The 16,059-nt window shown below is 51.4% G+C and carries 14 protein-coding genes; 9 read left to right on the forward strand and 5 right to left on the reverse strand.

What is annotated here, in order from left to right:
• Positions 1-55: 55 nt before the first annotated feature.
• From Q0698_RS02100 to nudE, 3 genes are all read right to left on the reverse strand, one after another.
• Complete coding sequence (locus Q0698_RS02100; RefSeq protein WP_298633238.1) at positions 56-286, reverse strand: hypothetical protein; 231 nt, start codon at positions 284-286, stop codon at positions 56-58.
• A 107-nt stretch (positions 287-393) separates the two neighbouring features.
• Positions 394-1,485, reverse strand: coding sequence for a tRNA 2-selenouridine(34) synthase MnmH (mnmH, locus tag Q0698_RS02105; RefSeq protein ID WP_298633239.1), 1,092 nt, complete (start codon positions 1,483-1,485; stop codon positions 394-396).
• On the reverse strand, positions 1,482-2,063 hold the full coding sequence (gene nudE, locus Q0698_RS02110) for an ADP compounds hydrolase NudE (protein WP_298633241.1): 582 nt from the start codon (positions 2,061-2,063) through the stop codon (positions 1,482-1,484). The genes mnmH and nudE overlap by 4 nt, the downstream gene beginning before the upstream one ends.
• Positions 2,064-2,090: 27 nt before the next feature.
• Here nudE and yrfG point away from each other — a divergent pair, with 27 nt between their 5' ends.
• The 4 genes from yrfG to Q0698_RS02130 all read left to right on the forward strand — a co-directional run bounded on the left by yrfG (position 2,091) and on the right by Q0698_RS02130 (position 5,938).
• Complete coding sequence (gene yrfG, locus Q0698_RS02115; RefSeq protein WP_298633243.1) at positions 2,091-2,750, forward strand: GMP/IMP nucleotidase; 660 nt, start codon at positions 2,091-2,093, stop codon at positions 2,748-2,750.
• The gene (locus Q0698_RS02120; protein ID WP_298633245.1) at positions 2,743-3,147 is read left to right on the forward strand and encodes a S4 domain-containing protein; all 405 of its coding nucleotides are present in this window, start codon (positions 2,743-2,745) and stop codon (positions 3,145-3,147) included. The genes yrfG and Q0698_RS02120 overlap by 8 nt, the downstream gene beginning before the upstream one ends.
• Before the next feature lie 57 nt (positions 3,148-3,204).
• On the forward strand, positions 3,205-4,089 hold the full coding sequence (gene hslO / locus Q0698_RS02125) for an Hsp33 family molecular chaperone HslO (protein ID WP_298633246.1): 885 nt from the start codon (positions 3,205-3,207) through the stop codon (positions 4,087-4,089).
• Positions 4,090-4,378: 289 nt separating this feature from the next.
• Positions 4,379-5,938 carry a phosphoenolpyruvate carboxykinase gene (locus Q0698_RS02130; RefSeq protein ID WP_298633247.1) on the forward strand — a complete coding sequence of 520 codons (1,560 nt, stop codon included), beginning with the start codon at positions 4,379-4,381 and terminating at the stop codon, positions 5,936-5,938.
• A gap of 183 nt (positions 5,939-6,121) precedes the next feature.
• Here the strand turns inward: Q0698_RS02130 and Q0698_RS02135 are convergent, their stop codons facing one another.
• Both Q0698_RS02135 and Q0698_RS02140 read right to left on the reverse strand, forming a co-directional pair.
• Positions 6,122-9,244 (reverse strand): efflux RND transporter permease subunit, encoded by a 3,123-nt coding sequence (locus Q0698_RS02135; protein WP_298633249.1) that lies wholly within the window; start codon positions 9,242-9,244, stop codon positions 6,122-6,124.
• Between the two features lie 3 nt (positions 9,245-9,247).
• Positions 9,248-10,396, reverse strand: a complete 1,149-nt coding sequence (locus Q0698_RS02140) for an efflux RND transporter periplasmic adaptor subunit (RefSeq protein WP_298633251.1) — start codon at positions 10,394-10,396, stop codon at positions 9,248-9,250.
• A 151-nt stretch (positions 10,397-10,547) separates the two neighbouring features.
• Between Q0698_RS02140 and Q0698_RS02145 the strand changes: the two genes are divergently transcribed.
• From Q0698_RS02145 to gshA, 5 genes are read left to right on the forward strand one after another with little or no spacing between them, the layout of a single operon-like run.
• Entirely contained in the window at positions 10,548-12,881 is a 2,334-nt protein-coding gene (locus Q0698_RS02145) for a Tex family protein (RefSeq protein WP_366140249.1), read from the forward strand.
• Positions 12,882-12,902: 21 nt separating this feature from the next.
• On the forward strand, positions 12,903-13,748 hold the full coding sequence (locus Q0698_RS02150) for an enoyl-CoA hydratase-related protein (protein WP_298633253.1): 846 nt from the start codon (positions 12,903-12,905) through the stop codon (positions 13,746-13,748).
• 9 nt (positions 13,749-13,757) lie between these two features.
• Positions 13,758-14,177 carry an MAPEG family protein gene (locus Q0698_RS02155; RefSeq protein ID WP_298633255.1) on the forward strand — a complete coding sequence of 140 codons (420 nt, stop codon included), beginning with the start codon at positions 13,758-13,760 and terminating at the stop codon, positions 14,175-14,177.
• Positions 14,178-14,207: 30 nt separating this feature from the next.
• Positions 14,208-14,438, forward strand: a complete 231-nt coding sequence (locus Q0698_RS02160) for a hypothetical protein (RefSeq protein WP_298633256.1) — start codon at positions 14,208-14,210, stop codon at positions 14,436-14,438.
• Positions 14,438-16,024, forward strand: a complete 1,587-nt coding sequence (gene gshA, locus Q0698_RS02165) for a glutamate--cysteine ligase (protein WP_366140250.1) — start codon at positions 14,438-14,440, stop codon at positions 16,022-16,024. Before Q0698_RS02160 ends, gshA begins: the two co-directional genes overlap by 1 nt.
• The last annotated feature ends 35 nt before the right edge of the window (positions 16,025-16,059 follow it).

The raw sequence follows: 16,059 nt of genomic DNA on the forward strand, positions 1-16,059 counted from the left end.
AAGCTAGGTCTGTTAGAGACCTAGCTTGATCGTAAAGCAACCCGTCGATGGCTGTTTAGATAGGCCTACTGCCGTAGTTCGAGGCGGGCTTTTGCGGTGGATCGGCCATCAGGTTCTTTTCAACCTCAACAATTTCACCGCCACTTTGTAAGAACTGCGCAATATCGTCCGAGAGCTGCTCTCGCACTGAACGATTTGACGTCATTGTGCGGAGTTCGCCGCTGCCGTCATACGTTGCATCATTAGCGCTTTTATCTTCAGTAACCTTTGACTTCTTCTTCGCCATCAGAGACTCCTTTTTAGCAAATTACTCAACCGTCTCTATTAAAATGGTTGCTTATTCTATAATTTGCCAATTTATTTTCAAAAAAATCTCTCTGCGCGAGTTAACGGTCACTTTGAGCGAGACGTTTCACACCATTCGACGACCGCATCGAAATCACCGCGAAACTCGACCTCACCCTCGCGTTTACTTTGTTGCCAGTTGTACATTGGGTCATAGTATTCGGTCAGAATGGTTGCTATCCAGGCTCGGTGTTCGTACGGATCCCTACTCGTTTCATAGGCCTCAAAGGCCGCTTCAATCCGACTTTGGAGCTCACCATGCCTCAGCCCACCTAGGCGCTTCTTAATCCGTGCGAATTGAGCAAGAACCGCCTCTCGATAAGGCCTTACGTAGTCGTCACCATAGCGATCTTGATAGTCAACCACTCGGTTAACAACATAATCTCTCAGTAAACGATCAATCCGCTCCTCTTCGGTGGCCTCGATTTCTACCCTCGGGTAATGCTGCATCGCCTGTTGCAGCGTGGGCGGCACGCAACAGCGTCCAATAAGCCGACCCTCATCCTCCAACCAACAGCGGCTACTCGTATCTCGTTGGAGTAGCTTAAGCGCCACCTCATTCTCGAAACTGGTTTGCGCTGGCTGCTCTTCAATGCCCTGGCCGAATACTGAACCCTTGTGACGAGCGAGCCCCTCTAGATCAATCGCGTGAGAAAGCTTAAGGAGCACATCGGTTTTTCCCGAGCCCGTGGCGCCGCTGACGACACCTAAGTTAGCACTGGGCGCCTGTTCCATTTCGGCCAGCAGGGTATGTCTTAGCGCCTTATAACCGCCGTCGACTCGCGGCACGTCATGGCCCAAGCTCAATAGCGCGGCTTGCGTCAAACGGGAGCGGAGACCGCCACGCCAACAATAGAGTACACCGTTAGGGTTATCCTTCGCCCAGGTATCCCATGCGGCTAAACGCTGCGCTTTTACTTCGCCAGATATTAGCTGATCGCCAAGCGCTAGCGCTGCCTGCTCGCCCTCCTGTTTGTAACAGGTGCCCACCTGAGCCCGTTGCTCGTTATCTAATAGCGCAATATTGGTCGCATTAGGTAGTGCTGACACGGCCACTTCTCCGGGCGAGCGCAAATCGAGTAGCGGCGTATTGGCCTTCAGTAGGGCAGGCAGATCACTAATAACACGAAATTCTGTCATAGGGAGTCCTTGCTGGCATTGGCGCTAAGGCAGAGCCGCTGCTGAGCCTGTAGCGCAAGATAAATGGCCGCGATAGCGCGCCCCTCACTAAAATCGTCGCGCTCGAAGAGTTGTTCTAGCTCGGCGATCGGCCAGGCGACCACTTCTAACGGTTCGGGCTCATCACCTTCAAGCGAAGCGGGATACAGATCCCAACAGAGGTAGCAGTCAATGCTGTATTGCATATATCCAGGCGCCAACGTCATGCGTTTTAGATACTGTAGCTTCCGCGCATCGACGCCCACTTCCTCCCGAAGTTCCCGATGGACAGCGTCCTCCGACGACTCCGCTTCGTCAACCGCGCCTTTGGGTAGCGAGAGCTGATAACTATCCGTTCCCGCGCTATACTCTCTGATGAGTAGTAATTTATCGTCGCTAGTGATGGGAACCATCATAACTGCCGGCGGGCCACCTGAGGTAATGAGCCGTTCGTAGGTTCGTCTCGTACCATTAGAAAACTCGAGCTCAAGCTGCTCAACAGAGAACAGTGTTGATTGAGCAACTCGCTGTCGAGCTAATATTTTTGGCGCTGATGGCATATCACAAACCTTTGTAGTGGATGACCTATGATACCCGACTGGGACCAGATCGACACCGTTTTGCTAGATATGGACGGTACCTTATTAGACCTTAGCTTTGATATGTACTTCTGGGGTCAGTTAATTCCGGAAACCTATGCGAAGAAGCACGGCATCAGCTTTGACGATGCCTATCGTCATTTGGAGCCTATATTTATGGGCGAGCAGGGTAATCTTGCCTGGTACTGTTTAGACTATTGGACTAAGGCACTGGATATGCCGGTGGCCGAGATGAAGAGAGCGGTTAAAGATCGTATTGGCGAGCGTCCCGGTACTCAAGCTTTCCTGGCTTGGCTGAAGGCACAGGGTAAAACTATCGTGATGGCCACTAACGCCCATCGCGAAACACTGGCCATTAAATTGGCGGAAGTTGATATTGAGCACTACTTTGATGCGTTGGTAAGTTCGCACGATTTCGGCCACCCGAAGGAAGACCAGGAATTCTGGGACGCTATTATCCACCAGCAGGGCTTTGACAAAGCGCGCACGCTTTTTGTGGATGATTCCTTCTCGGTCCTAGCGTCAGCCGAACGATTCGGTATTGGCCATCTACTGTGCATCACTCAGCCATCTAGCCAGCATCCTGCTCGTGAAGTTAGCCAATGGCCTGCCGTCAATTATCTTGATGAGGCGCTCCCTCATGAGTAGTCCGCTCACTGCCGTCAGAGCTGATAAATGGCTGTGGTCCGTTCGCCTCTTCAAAACCCGATCGCTCGCAAAGGCGGCCATCGAAAGCGGCAAGGTATTGGTCGCTGGACAGCGGATTAAGCCCAGCAGGGACTTACATATTAATGACGAGCTAAAGGTGACGCTAGGCTACGATGACAGGATCATCATTGTTCGTGGCCTCATCGAAAAGCGCGTTGGGGCGCCAATTGCGCTTGATCAATATGAGGAAACAGAAGCTAGTATCAAAGCTAGGGAGAAGGCGGCGGAACTTCGTAAAGCCCATCGCGGTGCCGACATTTTGAGCGAGCATCGCCCAACGAAGAAGCAGCGCCGACAAATTCACCGTTTTAAACGAATTGATACCGCCGAAGGTTGAGATTTTTAAGATCAACCCCATTTAAGGGCTAACCCCCAAGACTAGGTAACACAGATTATGAGCACCCAAGACCAGATTCAACGCTTTTTGTTTGATGAGGCGGACATTCGCGGCCAATTTGTGCAGATTGACGATGCACTGAACGCGGCACTGAAGAGTCACAGCTACCCTGAGCCCATCAAGGCGCTATTAGCGGAATTTCTGTGCGCCACCGCTATTCTATCTACCACGTTGAAGTTCGAGGGGGTGGTCACGCTTCAGGTTCGATCAACCGGACCACTTAAGACGATTATGGCGGAGTGTAGCAACCATACCGACCTCCGTTGTATCGCTCAGTACGACGAAGCTGCGGACCCTGCTGTGTTTGAACAGCCACTTAGCCAGCTACTAGGTGATAGCGCTTTAACCATTACGATTGATCCAACTGTAGGTAATCGCTATCAGGGAATTGTTGCCTTTGAGAAGGAAGATCTGGCTGGCGCACTGGCAGATTACTTTGAGCAGTCAGAACAACTACGTACGAAATACTGGATGCATTATGGCAATAATCGAGCCGCCGCGTTAATGCTGCAGATCCTTCCTGGTGAAAATGTACTACCAAAAGATGACAACGATACCTTTTTTGACCAATTGAGCGCTTTCGGTGATACGGTGACGAAGGACGAAGCCACTCAGTTGGAAGCGCCTGAATTATTACACCGATTATTCCACGAAGAGGCGGTTAGTATCTTCGACCCTCGAGAGGTTCGCTTTAAGTGTAGCTGCTCCTTTGAAAAGATGGCTCGAGCACTTAGCTCTGTCCCTAGAGCCGAGATAGCGCAGGCGATTGATGAAGAGGGTGGGGCAATTGACGTAGACTGCCAGTTCTGCCGGGAGCGCTATAAATTTGATCGAAGCAGCCTAAATTTCGTATACGAAATGATTGAAAAACCGCTCCACTAACTACCAACGAATGGGCCTCGAACGAGGCCTTTTTAAGCTCTAGAAACCGCACTAAAAACACCTCTGAAAGCCCCATAAAGCCTGTAGTTTTACTACAAAATTGCCTAAAAAAAATACTGTTTCGGACGCACTATTTAGCTACACTATTGGCTGTGAAAGAAACTATTTTCATTCGTAGATAAGTACGTTTTTCGTACTCGATTTTTCGTATAGGAAGCAGCATTTTTCACTGGCAGTATCGCTGTCTCACACTCCACACGTTTTTCGCCTCGAGCGACTAGGAATTTACATGACACAAATGATTGATACCCAAAAGGCTCACATCGATCTTACTTCGGCCCAATTCATTCAGCACGCTGTTCGTCGTGGTGAGGGTGAGCTCGCAGCTACTGGCGCACTATCGGTAATTACAGGCAAACGCACAGGTCGTTCACCTGCCGATCGTTTTATCGTCGAAGAGCCCTCTACTAAGAGTGCAATCAACTGGGGTCCGGTCAACCGTCCGTTTCCACAGGACAAGTTCAACGCGCTTTGGCAGCGAGTTGAAGATTACCTAGTAGAGAAGGACGAATTCTTCGTCTCTAGCCTTCACATTGGCGAACACGCTGAGCATTATCTACCTGCGAAGGTCATCACTGAAACTGCATGGCAGGGCCTGTTTGGCTTGAACATGTTCATTCGTGCAGAGGAATTCAACCCAATCAATAAGGAAGAGTGGCAGATTCTTAACGTTGCCTCCTTCGAGTGTGATCCAGAGCGCGATGGCGTTAACTCGGACGGCACTGTCATCATCAACTTCGCACAGCGTAAAGTACTGCTTGCTGGCATGCGTTACGCCGGCGAAATGAAGAAGGCCATGTTCTCGGTACAGAACTTCCTGCTACCTGAAAAAGACGTGATGCCAATGCACTGTGCCGCTAACGTGGGCGAAGAGGGCGACGTGTGCTTGTTCTTCGGCCTATCTGGTACCGGTAAAACCACGCTTTCAGCTGATCCAGAGCGTTACCTCATTGGTGACGATGAGCACGGTTGGGGCAAGGGTTCTGTCTTCAACATCGAAGGTGGTTGTTATGCGAAGACCATTAACCTGTCGCAGAAGAACGAGCCAGTTATCTGGGACGCTATCCGCTTTGGCGCCATCATTGAGAACGTAAAACTTGATGACGCGGGAATCGCTGATTACGACGACACGTCACTCACTGAGAATGGTCGTTGTTCGTACCCACGTAGCCACGTAGAAATGCGCGCGCCTACCAACAACGGTGGCGAACCAAAAGCTGTGATCTTCCTAACCTGCGATGTGTCGGGCGTTCTTCCGCCGGTATCAATACTGAGCAAAGAAGCGGCGGCCTATCATTTCCTAAGCGGTTACACAGCTCGCGTTGGCTCTACTGAGCTAGGTGCTGCTGCCGGTATTAACCCAGCGTTCTCTACCTGCTTCGGCGCACCATTCATGCCACGCCCAGCAGGTGACTATGCTGAATTGCTCATGAAGCGCATTGAAGACTTCGACTCTCGTGTCTACCTCGTTAACACCGGTTGGACCGGTGGTTCGGGTGCTCCAGGCGGCGAAGGCAAGCGCTTCCCAATTCCAGTCACCCGTGCGGTGATTGCAGCTATCCAAAGCGGTGCGCTTGAGAATGTAGCAACAACTCAAATCGACTCGCTAAACCTCACTATCCCGAACGAAGTGCCCGGTGTTGATGAGGTTTACCTAAACCCACGTAACACTTGGAGCGATCAAGCAGCCTATGACGAGCAGGCTAACAAGCTAGCTAAGCTGTTTGTTGAGAACTTTAAGCAGTTCGACGTGAAGGACGAAATCATCGCGGCTGGTCCGAAGGGTTAGACTATCCAGATAGTCTGATCTGATGAAAAGAGCGCTTAGGCGCTCTTTTTTTCGTCTGAAGAAAATCATCCTCAAACGCTATTTTTAGTCAAATATAAAAAAACCCCAGCCACTTTCGTAGTCTGGGGTTAATGGATTCTTTAATACGGTGAAATCATCTTAGAGCTCACGATCATAGTTTAGCTATCGCTTTACCTTAGCCTCATCATATTCTTCACTATTCAACCACGCGCCAGCTTTGGCCTTCGCCTGTTTAGTTCTCGCCAGCACAATGTAGAGGCTTGGCGTTAACAGCAGGGTTACGACCGTAGCGCTCAATACGCCAAACGCTAAGGAGACCACCATTGGTTTCAGGAACTGGGCCTGAGGCGAGTGCTCGAACAGTAGAATAGGTGCGAGTCCAACAAAGGTAGTGATGGAAGTCAGTACAATAGGGCGGAAACGATCAACCCCGGCCTGCATGACGCTTTCATATAACTCTCCACCTTGGCGATAGAGCTGGTTAATCCTATCCACCAATACCAAGTTATCGTTTACCACAATACCGGCCACCGCAAGAATACCGAGCGCGGAGAACATGGTCATATTAATGCCAAATACAATATGACCAATCAGCGCGCCAACAAAGCCAAAGGGTATGGCCGAAGCAATCAAGATAGGCTGGCTATAGCTCTTAAAGGCAATGGCCATCAACATTAAGTTGATTAGGATTGCCATGGTAATCAAGCTAATGAAGCTGCTCAAAAATTCCTGTTGCTCGCGCATATTACCTGAGCGATCGATAGAAGCCGCTGGGTTTGATGCCTGCCACTGAGGCGCGTAATTATCCAGGATATCCTGAACAATAATATTTGGATCGCTAGTGCCTTCTAATACCTTTGCCGTCACCGTTGCCGCTCGGCGACGATCGATGCGCTGAATCATGTTGTAGCCCGGCACAATCACGGCCTCTGCCACGGAACTGAACGGCACTTCGGCACCCGACGGGGTACGGACAAACATGGTATCAAGGGTATCAATGGTGCGGCGCGCCTCCTCTGGGTAGCGAATCATTACCCGAACGTCTTCATTGCCACGCGGAATACGCTGTGCTTCTTCACCATAAAAGCTTTGACGTACCTGTCGCGCCACAGTGCGCAGTGTTAACCCTAGATTCTCTGCCTGCGGCTTAAGGCGAATTTCGATCTCATCGCGCGAGGCTTCCATTGAATCTTCGATATCCATAACACCTGGATAAGTCGCCAACTGGTTGCGGACATTGCGCAACATATTATCGAACTGAACCGGATCAGTACCTGAGATATTTACACTCACGTCAGGGTTATCACCGCCAAAGGAACAGTCGAGCCTAAATTCTTTTACCGGTGGCATATCAGTAATGCTTCGGCGCCACTCATCGGCCAAAGCACAGGTATCTACACTGTAGGTCGGGTCATCAATTTCAATAATCACCACGGAATTGTTCCGCCACGACCAACGCATTGTTCTACCTAAGACGTTGTCACCATTTTCGTTCAGAACCACGTCGGTGAGCTCCATCCTATCTAAGCCGGCACGGATACTGTCGGACACCTCACGAGTTTGCGAGAACGGCGCACCTGATTCAAGCGTCGCTCGCGCAACCAAGGCGTCCGAATTAATTTCGGGAAAGAACGAGGTGCGAACATAACCAAGTCCATATATCAAGGTCAGTACCACGAAGGTGATCAGGAAGGTCGGAATCGTTACCCGTTTAGCATTAATGCTCTTCTTGAGCAGTGGGAGGTAGACCTTGTTGGCAAAGGTCATCAAACTCTCAGCTGCCGCATTACGCCATCTGCCGACAAAGGTTCTTGGCGGCTTCTCAGGGCCAATATGCGCCAAGTGAGCAGGGAGAATAAGCAGCGACTCAATGAGCGAGAAGGTCAGGGTGATGATAACTACCATCGCAATAGGGCGCTGGAATGCCGCACTATTACCCGGCAAGAACAACATCGCAGCGAAGAATACCATGGTCGACAATACCGCAAAGATAACGGGCCCCGCGACCCGAGATGCACCAGCAATCGCTCCTGCCGTACCCTTCATCCCATTTTTCTGCTCGGTATAAATGGACTCGCCGCTGATAATGGCATCATCAACCACAATACCTAAGATCATCAGGTAGGCGAACATCGAGACCATATTCAATGTCGTATCGGTAATTGGCATGAACCAGATAGCCCCCATGAAGGAGACCCCGATACCTGCCGCTACCCAGAATGCCAAAATAGGGCGCAGGAACAACATCAGAATGATAAAGACCAGAATTAGGCCTTGAAACGCGTTGCTCAATAGTAAGTTCATTCGGCCTTCAAAAGCCTCTGAGCGATCGCGCCAGGTCATAATAGTCAGACCGCTTGGCAGTGTTTGCTGTGCTTGCGCAACATACTCTTTTACCGCAGCCGTAACCTCCGGCAAATCTGGGTCCGAGCCAGTGGCTACTTCAACTGAAGCGCCACGAACACCATCAACATCTGCATAGAGATCAAACTCTTCAAAACCATCGCTAACCACCGCAATATCGCGAACACGAACCACGGTGCCATCGGGAAGCGCCCGAACGACCAACTCTTCAAAGTCAATTGCATTGTAGGCCTGGCCGCGTGTTTGTACTTGGATATCACCGCTAGCCGAACGGATTGTTCCGGCCGGCAGATTAAGCGATGAATTACGCACCGCACTCACAACATCGTCAAAGCTCAAACCGAAGCGTCGCAACTGCGCATCGGAAATCTCGATGCTCATCTCGTTGGCACGAATAGCCTCAAGGTTGACCTGGCTTACGCCCGGTAATAGCGATAAATCATCGCGTACGCGCTCCGAATAAAGCTTCAGTGTCTGCTCGGGGACGTCACCGACCACCAGCACGTCAATCACTTCGATACTGAACACCATCTCGCGAACAAGTGGTCGCTCAGCTTCTACTGGGAGGGTAATTACACTGTCGACGGCACCTTTCACATCGGCGAGCAAGCGTTGGATGTCATAGCCTGCAATGCCTTCAATTTGAACTCGACTGCGAGACTGTTGCGAGAATGATTGAATTTCCTTCACTCCCTCAACATTGCTCACCGCATCTTCCAGCCTGCGAGTCACCAGCTCTTCCACTTCAACTGGGCCTGCACCCGGATAGGAGGTCTCCACCACTACAATGTTGAGCGGGATGGATGGAAAAACTTCCTTTCCGAGCTTACCAACGGAAAACAGCCCGCCGACAATGATTAGAATCATCAGTAGGTTGGCGGCTACGCTATTCTCGGCAAACCAGCGAATAATTGGGCGCATAGTTTAGAGTCCTTCTCTAGCTGCAATGTCCATTCCTGGAACCGCGTAGGGCATCTGCGCGGTCACCACCTGCTCACCTTCGTTCAACTGGGCAATTACTAGCGCGCCATCACTATTTGACTGCAGTAGCTGAGCCTCAACAAATTCGAGTTTGCCGTCGCGAATAACGTAAATGACGTTACCCGGCTTCAGCGCTTCACGTGGCAACAGCACCGCGTCGTCAATGACTGCGCCTTCGATATGCGTTTCAACAAATAACCCGACTGGGAGTGGCGTTTGACCTTCGTCGGCTACCGAGTAAGGATCTTCAACTTCTACTACCGCGAAAACTGTTTGCGAAGCGACATTAATAGACGCCTCGATGCGACGAATCTGACCCGTCCAGCTGTGCTCAACACCACCAAACACCCCTCTAACTTCAACCTCTATCGCTGCACCACGGTCGCCAATCATAGGCAGGTTAACGAGACGCACCTGACGATCTGTTAGCGGTACACGAACCTCAACGGACTCAGTGGAGTAGATGTGAGCAACTGGCTGACTAGCACTGATGAACTGCCCTACCGCAACCTTTTTCTCTGCAATCACGGCGTTGAACGGAACAATAATCGTTGTACGTTCTAAATCAAGTTCAGCCTGTTCAACTTCTCCCTGCGCTGCGCGCAGTGCGGCTTCCGCCGCTTCTAATTGGGGCTTACGAAGGGCCAGTGCGTTGGCGTCATCATTGCCTAGATCGCGCCACTCACGTTGAGCTTGAAGAGCCTGGCCGCGCTCCTGAGCAACGGCACGCTGCGCTTCGGAGAGTCTGGACTGCGCCCGAAGGAGCGCCAGTTCGTAGTCACTCTTCTCAATTTGGATCATCATATCGCCGGCGCTGAAGAAGCCACCCGCATCGAAGTGATCTGAGACGTCGATGATTTGTCCCGAAACTCGCGAGATAACATCAATCTTTTTAGACGGCTGCACGGTACCCTGCGCAATCACCGATGCCGCTCTAGGCTCGGTACTAACGGTTACAACATCTACCAGAGGAACCGGCGCCGCAACATCGTCTCGCTGCTCAGGGACTGGTTTCCCCTTTACCAACGCGAAAATTAGGATCGGTGTCACAAGGACAAGAAGGATTAAAAGAATAATCGATTTGGGTTTCATTCAGCAGGCTCTTTAAGGTAATTTAGCAGCAACCTAATAACGGTTTGGTCACAATCGCTGGGATATTAACTCATGCGATGGTAATCGCTATCCGTCATTACCGAAACACTAAGAAGACGACTAATTTATTCTCTGCCGGCAGATTTTAAGCATGATTATTAACCAAATTTCCAAAACAATTGCCGCCGAACTCGCGGTTCGCCCAGAACAGGTTCACGCTGCGGTCACCCTCCTTGACCAGGGTGATACCGTGCCCTTCATCTCTCGCTATCGAAAGGAAGTTACCGGCGGGCTAGATGACAGTCAAATGCGCCAGCTTGAAGAGCGACTGCGCTACCTGCGGGAACTTAATGACCGGAGAGCGAGCATTCTCAAAGCCATTGAAGAACAGGGCAAACTGAGCCCCGAGCTGGAAAAGGAGCTCTTAGAAGCGGATACCAAATCGCGCCTAGAGGATCTCTACCTGCCATTTAAGAAAAAGCGAAGAACCAAAGGGCAAATTGCCATTGAGGCGGGCTTAGAGCCACTCGCTGATCTGCTACTGCAGGATCAATCTCTGATTCCCGAAGAAGCTGCTAAAGCATTCCTATCCTCCGAGTATGCCATTACCTCCGAGAAGGACGCCCTCGATGGCGCGAAATTCATATTGATGGAGCGCTGGGCAGAGCAGGCCGTGTTAATTGACGGCGCTCGTCAATTCATGCGCAAAAACGCCATCCTCCGCAGTCTAGTGGTTGCTGGGCAGGAAAATACCGGCGCGAAGTTTAGTGACTACTTCGACCACCACGAGCGCTTGGAGAAAACACCTTCGCATCGAGCTCTGGCGATGTTGCGAGGCCGCAACGAGGGCATTCTGTCGCTAACGCTAGTGCTGCAAGATGATTTGGACGGGACGCCCTCAGCTGCCCACCCCTGTGAGGCCCTGATTCGTCAATTCGCTTCCGTCCAAGAGCACGGTTCCGCGGCGAAATGGCTAGGCGAAGTTGTCCGTTGGTGCTGGCGCATCAAGCTAGCTCCACACATAGAAACCGACTTAATGAACAACCTGCGTGAGCACGCAGAACAGGACGCCATTGGTGTCTTTGCCAACAATCTTAAGGATCTGCTTCTCGCCGCACCCGCTGGCCCTAGAGCCACTCTGGGGCTTGATCCGGGGCTGCGTACCGGAGTGAAGTGTGCCGTGATTGATGCAACGGGCAAAGTGTTAGACCACGGCGCCATCTTCCCCAATGCGCCACAAAATCGGCTCGCAGATGCCGGTGCTCAGGTTGCGCACTGGATTAAAAAGCACCAGATCGAACTGATTGCCATTGGCAATGGCACCGCGAGCAGAGAGACTGAGCGCTTTGTTCGCCAACTTATAAAAGCCACACCAGAACTGAAGGCAACGCCAGTAATCGTTAACGAGTCGGGGGCATCCATTTACTCGGCATCGGAATTTGCGTCCCGCGAATTACCTGACTTAGACGTAACCATTCGCGGCGCGGTAAGTATTGCAAGAAGGTTGCAGGACCCGCTGGCTGAACTGGTAAAGATTGACCCTAAATCCATTGGCGTGGGTCAGTATCAGCACGATGTCAGTCAGTTACAGCTGGCGCGTCAGCTTGATGCCGTCGTGGAGGACTGCGTGAATAGCGTGGGCGTTGATTTAAATACTGCCTCGGAGGCACTCCTCGCTCGCGTTGCTGGCCTCAATACCACGATTGCGGGCAACATTGTGACCTACCGTCACGAAAATGGCGCCTTCGACCAACGCAACCAGCTTAAGAAAATTGCCCGTCTCGGCCCTAAAGCGTTCGAGCAGGCGGCTGGGTTCCTCCGCGTGAATGGCGGCAAAAACCCGCTGGATCGCTCGGGGGTGCATCCCGAGTCCTACGGTGTCGTCAAGGCAATGGCGGCAGCTAACGACGCGACCATTGAGTCACTTATTGGCAATGCCACCCTGTTGCGCACGATACCACTTAAGGACTTCGTCTCGGCCGAGGCCGGTCTCGTTACGTTGAAGGACATTGTCAGCGAACTGGAAAAACCCGGGCGTGACCCGCGCCCAGAGTTCCGCACGGCAGCGCTAAACGATAGCGTAGAAACCATGAAGGACTTGCAGCCAGGTCAACGCCTCGAGGGCACCGTCACCAACGTCACTAACTTTGGCGCCTTCGTGGATATCGGTGTTCATCAGGATGGCCTAGTGCATATTTCGGCGCTCGCCGATAAGTTCGTCAGCGATCCCCGTGAGGTCGTTAAAGCAGGCGATATTGTTACCGTAAAAGTTATCGAGGTTGATATCGATCGTAAACGTATTGCACTCTCTATGAAGATGGGCGATAGCGCTGCTTCGGGCTCACCTGCGGTAGAACGTTCCTCAGCGGGGACGGCAAAGCCGAAACATCAACCACGAAAGGGAGCCCAACGGGGAGCAAACAGCACACCGCAGGGCAACAACGCCATGGCGGCGGCGCTAGCCAAGGCTATGAACAAGCGTTAATCTAGGTTTAGGAGGTCAGCTATGAGCTACTCGCGATTCACCATTGAACAGCAGGATCACGTGGCGATCGTTCGCTTCAGTCGAACCGATAAACGCAACGCTATGGATGCTGAAACCTGGCACGAGCTAAAAACCATCTTCGAGACATTGTCGAATGAGGGTGCAGTACGCTGCGCTATCATCGCTAGCGAGGGCAAGCATTTCTGTACCGGCATGGATCTCGCTGTGTTTCAGGACAGCTCCAAGCTATTTGCTAGTGAAGAGCCGGGGCGGCAAGGCGAGTACTTCCGTCATTTAGTTGCCTACCTTCAAGCGTGTATATCGGCTGTTGAGGCCGCTAGATTCCCCGTGATTGCCGCCGTTCAAGGTGGCTGTATCGGCGCGGGTTTTGACCTGATTAGTGCCTGTGATATTCGCCTCTCCACGGATGATGCGTGGTTTCAAATTGCCGAAACTAACATCGGTATGACCGCTGACGTGGGTACTCTGCAGCGGGTTGGGAGTATTATGCCGGCGGGGCTAGCGCGAGAGTTATGCTATACGGGAAGACGGCTAACGGCTTCCGAAGCCCGCACTACTGGTTACCTAAATCAGACCTTTGAATCCCATCAGGAACTGCTAGCTGGCGCCCTTGAGATGGCTCAAGTTATTGCCACCAAGAGCCCTATGTCGGTAACTGGCTGTAAGCATTTACTCAACTACAGTCGTGACCATAGCGTTGCCGATTCACTCCACTATCAGACGCTCTGGCAGGCTGCCCACTTCCACTACCGAGATATGACCGAAGCCGCTTTCGCCGCCTTTGAAAAGCGCGAAGCAAATTTCGAAGCGCTACCCGCTATTAACCCGCAAAAGGACTTTAACTAGGAGTTTCCTATGGATTACGCACTGCCAATGCTGGCATTAGTAACTTGGACCACCATAATCTGGTGGGCGCTATTATTAGTCAGATTAAGCGAAATCAAAGCGAACAAGTTACTTCCCGCTCAACTTAACACGCCTGAAGACGCACGAGAGCTGTTGTCGCTCAGACAAAATATGTTAGCAAGGAATTTCGCTAACCTCCTTGAACTACCGATGTTATTTTACATATTAGGCACACTGTCTATTCTTTTAGAGGTAGATAGTAAATTTTCAGTGCTGTTGGCGTGGCTATTTGTTGCGTCTAGGGTTGCCCATTCGCTGATTCACACAGGCTACAACACGGTGCTGCATCGTTTTTATGCCTATGTTTTAGGCGGCTTAATACTGACTACTTGGGTAATTACGATGTTGCTTAACTCGGTATTACTTTAAACTTCGCACAACTGACGATGGTAGACGAATATGAAGACGGTTTATTGCATTCAACGCAGTGATGGTCTCTTTTACGCTAAGCAACTCTGGATTGAATTGGCAAAGTTGCGGCAAGCGTTTCACTCGTCTGACTACGACGTTGTGCTAAATGAGCTCATTGAGTACAACAGTAAACATACCAATGAGCGTCTGGCCGTGGTGGCCTGTAGCGCCGACGAGAAAGGGCGGCCAACTGCGCTAGCCTCGGGAGAATTTGCCTAGTGACCACAGTTTTTAACGCCATGCAGCAAGCTATTGCCAATCAGCCGAATATTCTTCGGGGCGCCAGGCGCGGCATCGAGCGAGAATGCCTTCGCATTGACCGTAATGGGCATCTTGCTATGACACCGCATCCGAAAGATCTAGGTTCGGCGCTGACCCATGGCTCCATTACTACGGATTACTCCGAGGCGCTGCTTGAGTTCATCACGCAGCCACACAGCAGCATTTCCGGCACCCTCGCCCAACTAGACGAGATCCATCGCTACACGACATCGGTCCTGGAGCAACAGGGTGAGATGCTATGGCCAGCATCCATGCCCTGCATTATGGCCGAGGATGATGAGATCCCCGTGGCTCAATATGGCAGTTCAAACTCGGCAAAATTGAAAACGACCTATCGATATGGTCTAGGAAATCGCTATGGCCGCCTCATGCAAACCATTGCAGGCATACACTATAACTATTCGATCAGTGATAGCTTCTGGCAGTTCAAACAACAGCAACTGAGTAACAGCCAATCACTCCAGGACTTCAAGACGGATCAGTACTTTGGGGTGATTCGTAACTTCCGCCGAAACTTTTGGCTGCTCATGTATTTGTTTGGCGCCTCGCCCCTACTGTGCCAAAGCTTCGTGAAGAACAATCCAAGCCACCAGCTCAAACAATTCACTCACTGTACCTACGGCGGCGATCACGCCACATCGCTGCGCATGGGCGACTTGGGCTATCAAAGTAACGCCCAGGCGTCACTCACCGTTAGTTATAATGAGCTCCCTAGCTATCTGCAGACACTCAAACAGGCCATCGTGGAGCCGCATCCAGACTATCAACACATTGGGGTTAAAGTTGCTGACGACTATCGCCAACTCTCCGATGCGCTATTGCAGATTGAAAATGAGTTCTATTCAACCATTCGCCCTAAACGCACTGCACAGCGCGGCGAAACGGCACTGCATGCGCTGCAGAGCCAAGGGGTGGAATACATTGAGGTTCGCTGTTTGGATATCAATCCCTACGACGCTCGCGGAATCAGCTCGGAGCAGTGTCACTTTGTGGAAGTATTCATGACTTGGTGTGCCATGACGGACAGTCCGTTAACTACCCAAGAGGAATATGATGGTATTGCCGAAAATCAAAAGCGCGTAGTCAATCAAGGTCGTGACCTAGCATTGGCGTTACACCACCGCGACGGAAATCGACTACTTGGCGAATGGGCCACTGAAACACTTACTGAGCTTGTAGAGGTTGCTAAGCTGCTGGACGAAGCTGAGGGTGGTCATAACTATCTCGATGCCGTACTAGCTCAGCAACCGAAAGTGACCGACAGTGCCAACACGCTATCCGCTCAGTTCGCCGAGGATTGCCTCGCCGAGCGAAGAGGCTTTGCCGCCACCGCAAAAACGATGGCTAAACAACACCACGAGTATTGGCTTTCTCAACCGTTAACCGCCGGGCTTAGCGATCACTACCAACAGTTAGCCGTCGAATCCATTGCGTCACAGCATGCATTAGAAGCGGCCGACGACATGAGTTTCGATGAATATTTGGCCCAATTCATGAGCCAATATCGCGAACTTAAGATTTGAGGAGATTAGTGGCCGAAGCTAAAACAGCCGCTTTC

This window comes from uncultured Umboniibacter sp. (assembly GCF_947497555.1).
Lineage (GTDB): Bacteria > Pseudomonadota > Gammaproteobacteria > Pseudomonadales > DSM-25080 > Umboniibacter.

Coding starts and splice junctions, on each gene's coding strand:
- nudE (WP_298633241.1), bottom strand. CDS start 2,063: ATGCCATCAGCGCCAAAAATATTAGCTCGACAGCGAGTTGCTCAATCA.
- mnmH (WP_298633239.1), bottom strand. CDS start 1,485: ATGACAGAATTTCGTGTTATTAGTGATCTGCCTGCCCTACTGAAGGCC.
- hslO (WP_298633246.1), top strand. CDS start 3,205: ATGAGCACCCAAGACCAGATTCAACGCTTTTTGTTTGATGAGGCGGAC.
- Q0698_RS02120 (WP_298633245.1), top strand. CDS start 2,743: ATGAGTAGTCCGCTCACTGCCGTCAGAGCTGATAAATGGCTGTGGTCC.
- Q0698_RS02135 (WP_298633249.1), bottom strand. CDS start 9,244: ATGCGCCCAATTATTCGCTGGTTTGCCGAGAATAGCGTAGCCGCCAAC.
- Q0698_RS02130 (WP_298633247.1), top strand. CDS start 4,379: ATGACACAAATGATTGATACCCAAAAGGCTCACATCGATCTTACTTCG.
- Q0698_RS02140 (WP_298633251.1), bottom strand. CDS start 10,396: ATGAAACCCAAATCGATTATTCTTTTAATCCTTCTTGTCCTTGTGACA.
- Q0698_RS02155 (WP_298633255.1), top strand. CDS start 13,758: ATGGATTACGCACTGCCAATGCTGGCATTAGTAACTTGGACCACCATA.
- Q0698_RS02100 (WP_298633238.1), bottom strand. CDS start 286: ATGGCGAAGAAGAAGTCAAAGGTTACTGAAGATAAAAGCGCTAATGAT.
- Q0698_RS02150 (WP_298633253.1), top strand. CDS start 12,903: ATGAGCTACTCGCGATTCACCATTGAACAGCAGGATCACGTGGCGATC.
- Q0698_RS02145 (WP_366140249.1), top strand. CDS start 10,548: ATGATTATTAACCAAATTTCCAAAACAATTGCCGCCGAACTCGCGGTT.
- yrfG (WP_298633243.1), top strand. CDS start 2,091: ATGATACCCGACTGGGACCAGATCGACACCGTTTTGCTAGATATGGAC.
- Q0698_RS02160 (WP_298633256.1), top strand. CDS start 14,208: ATGAAGACGGTTTATTGCATTCAACGCAGTGATGGTCTCTTTTACGCT.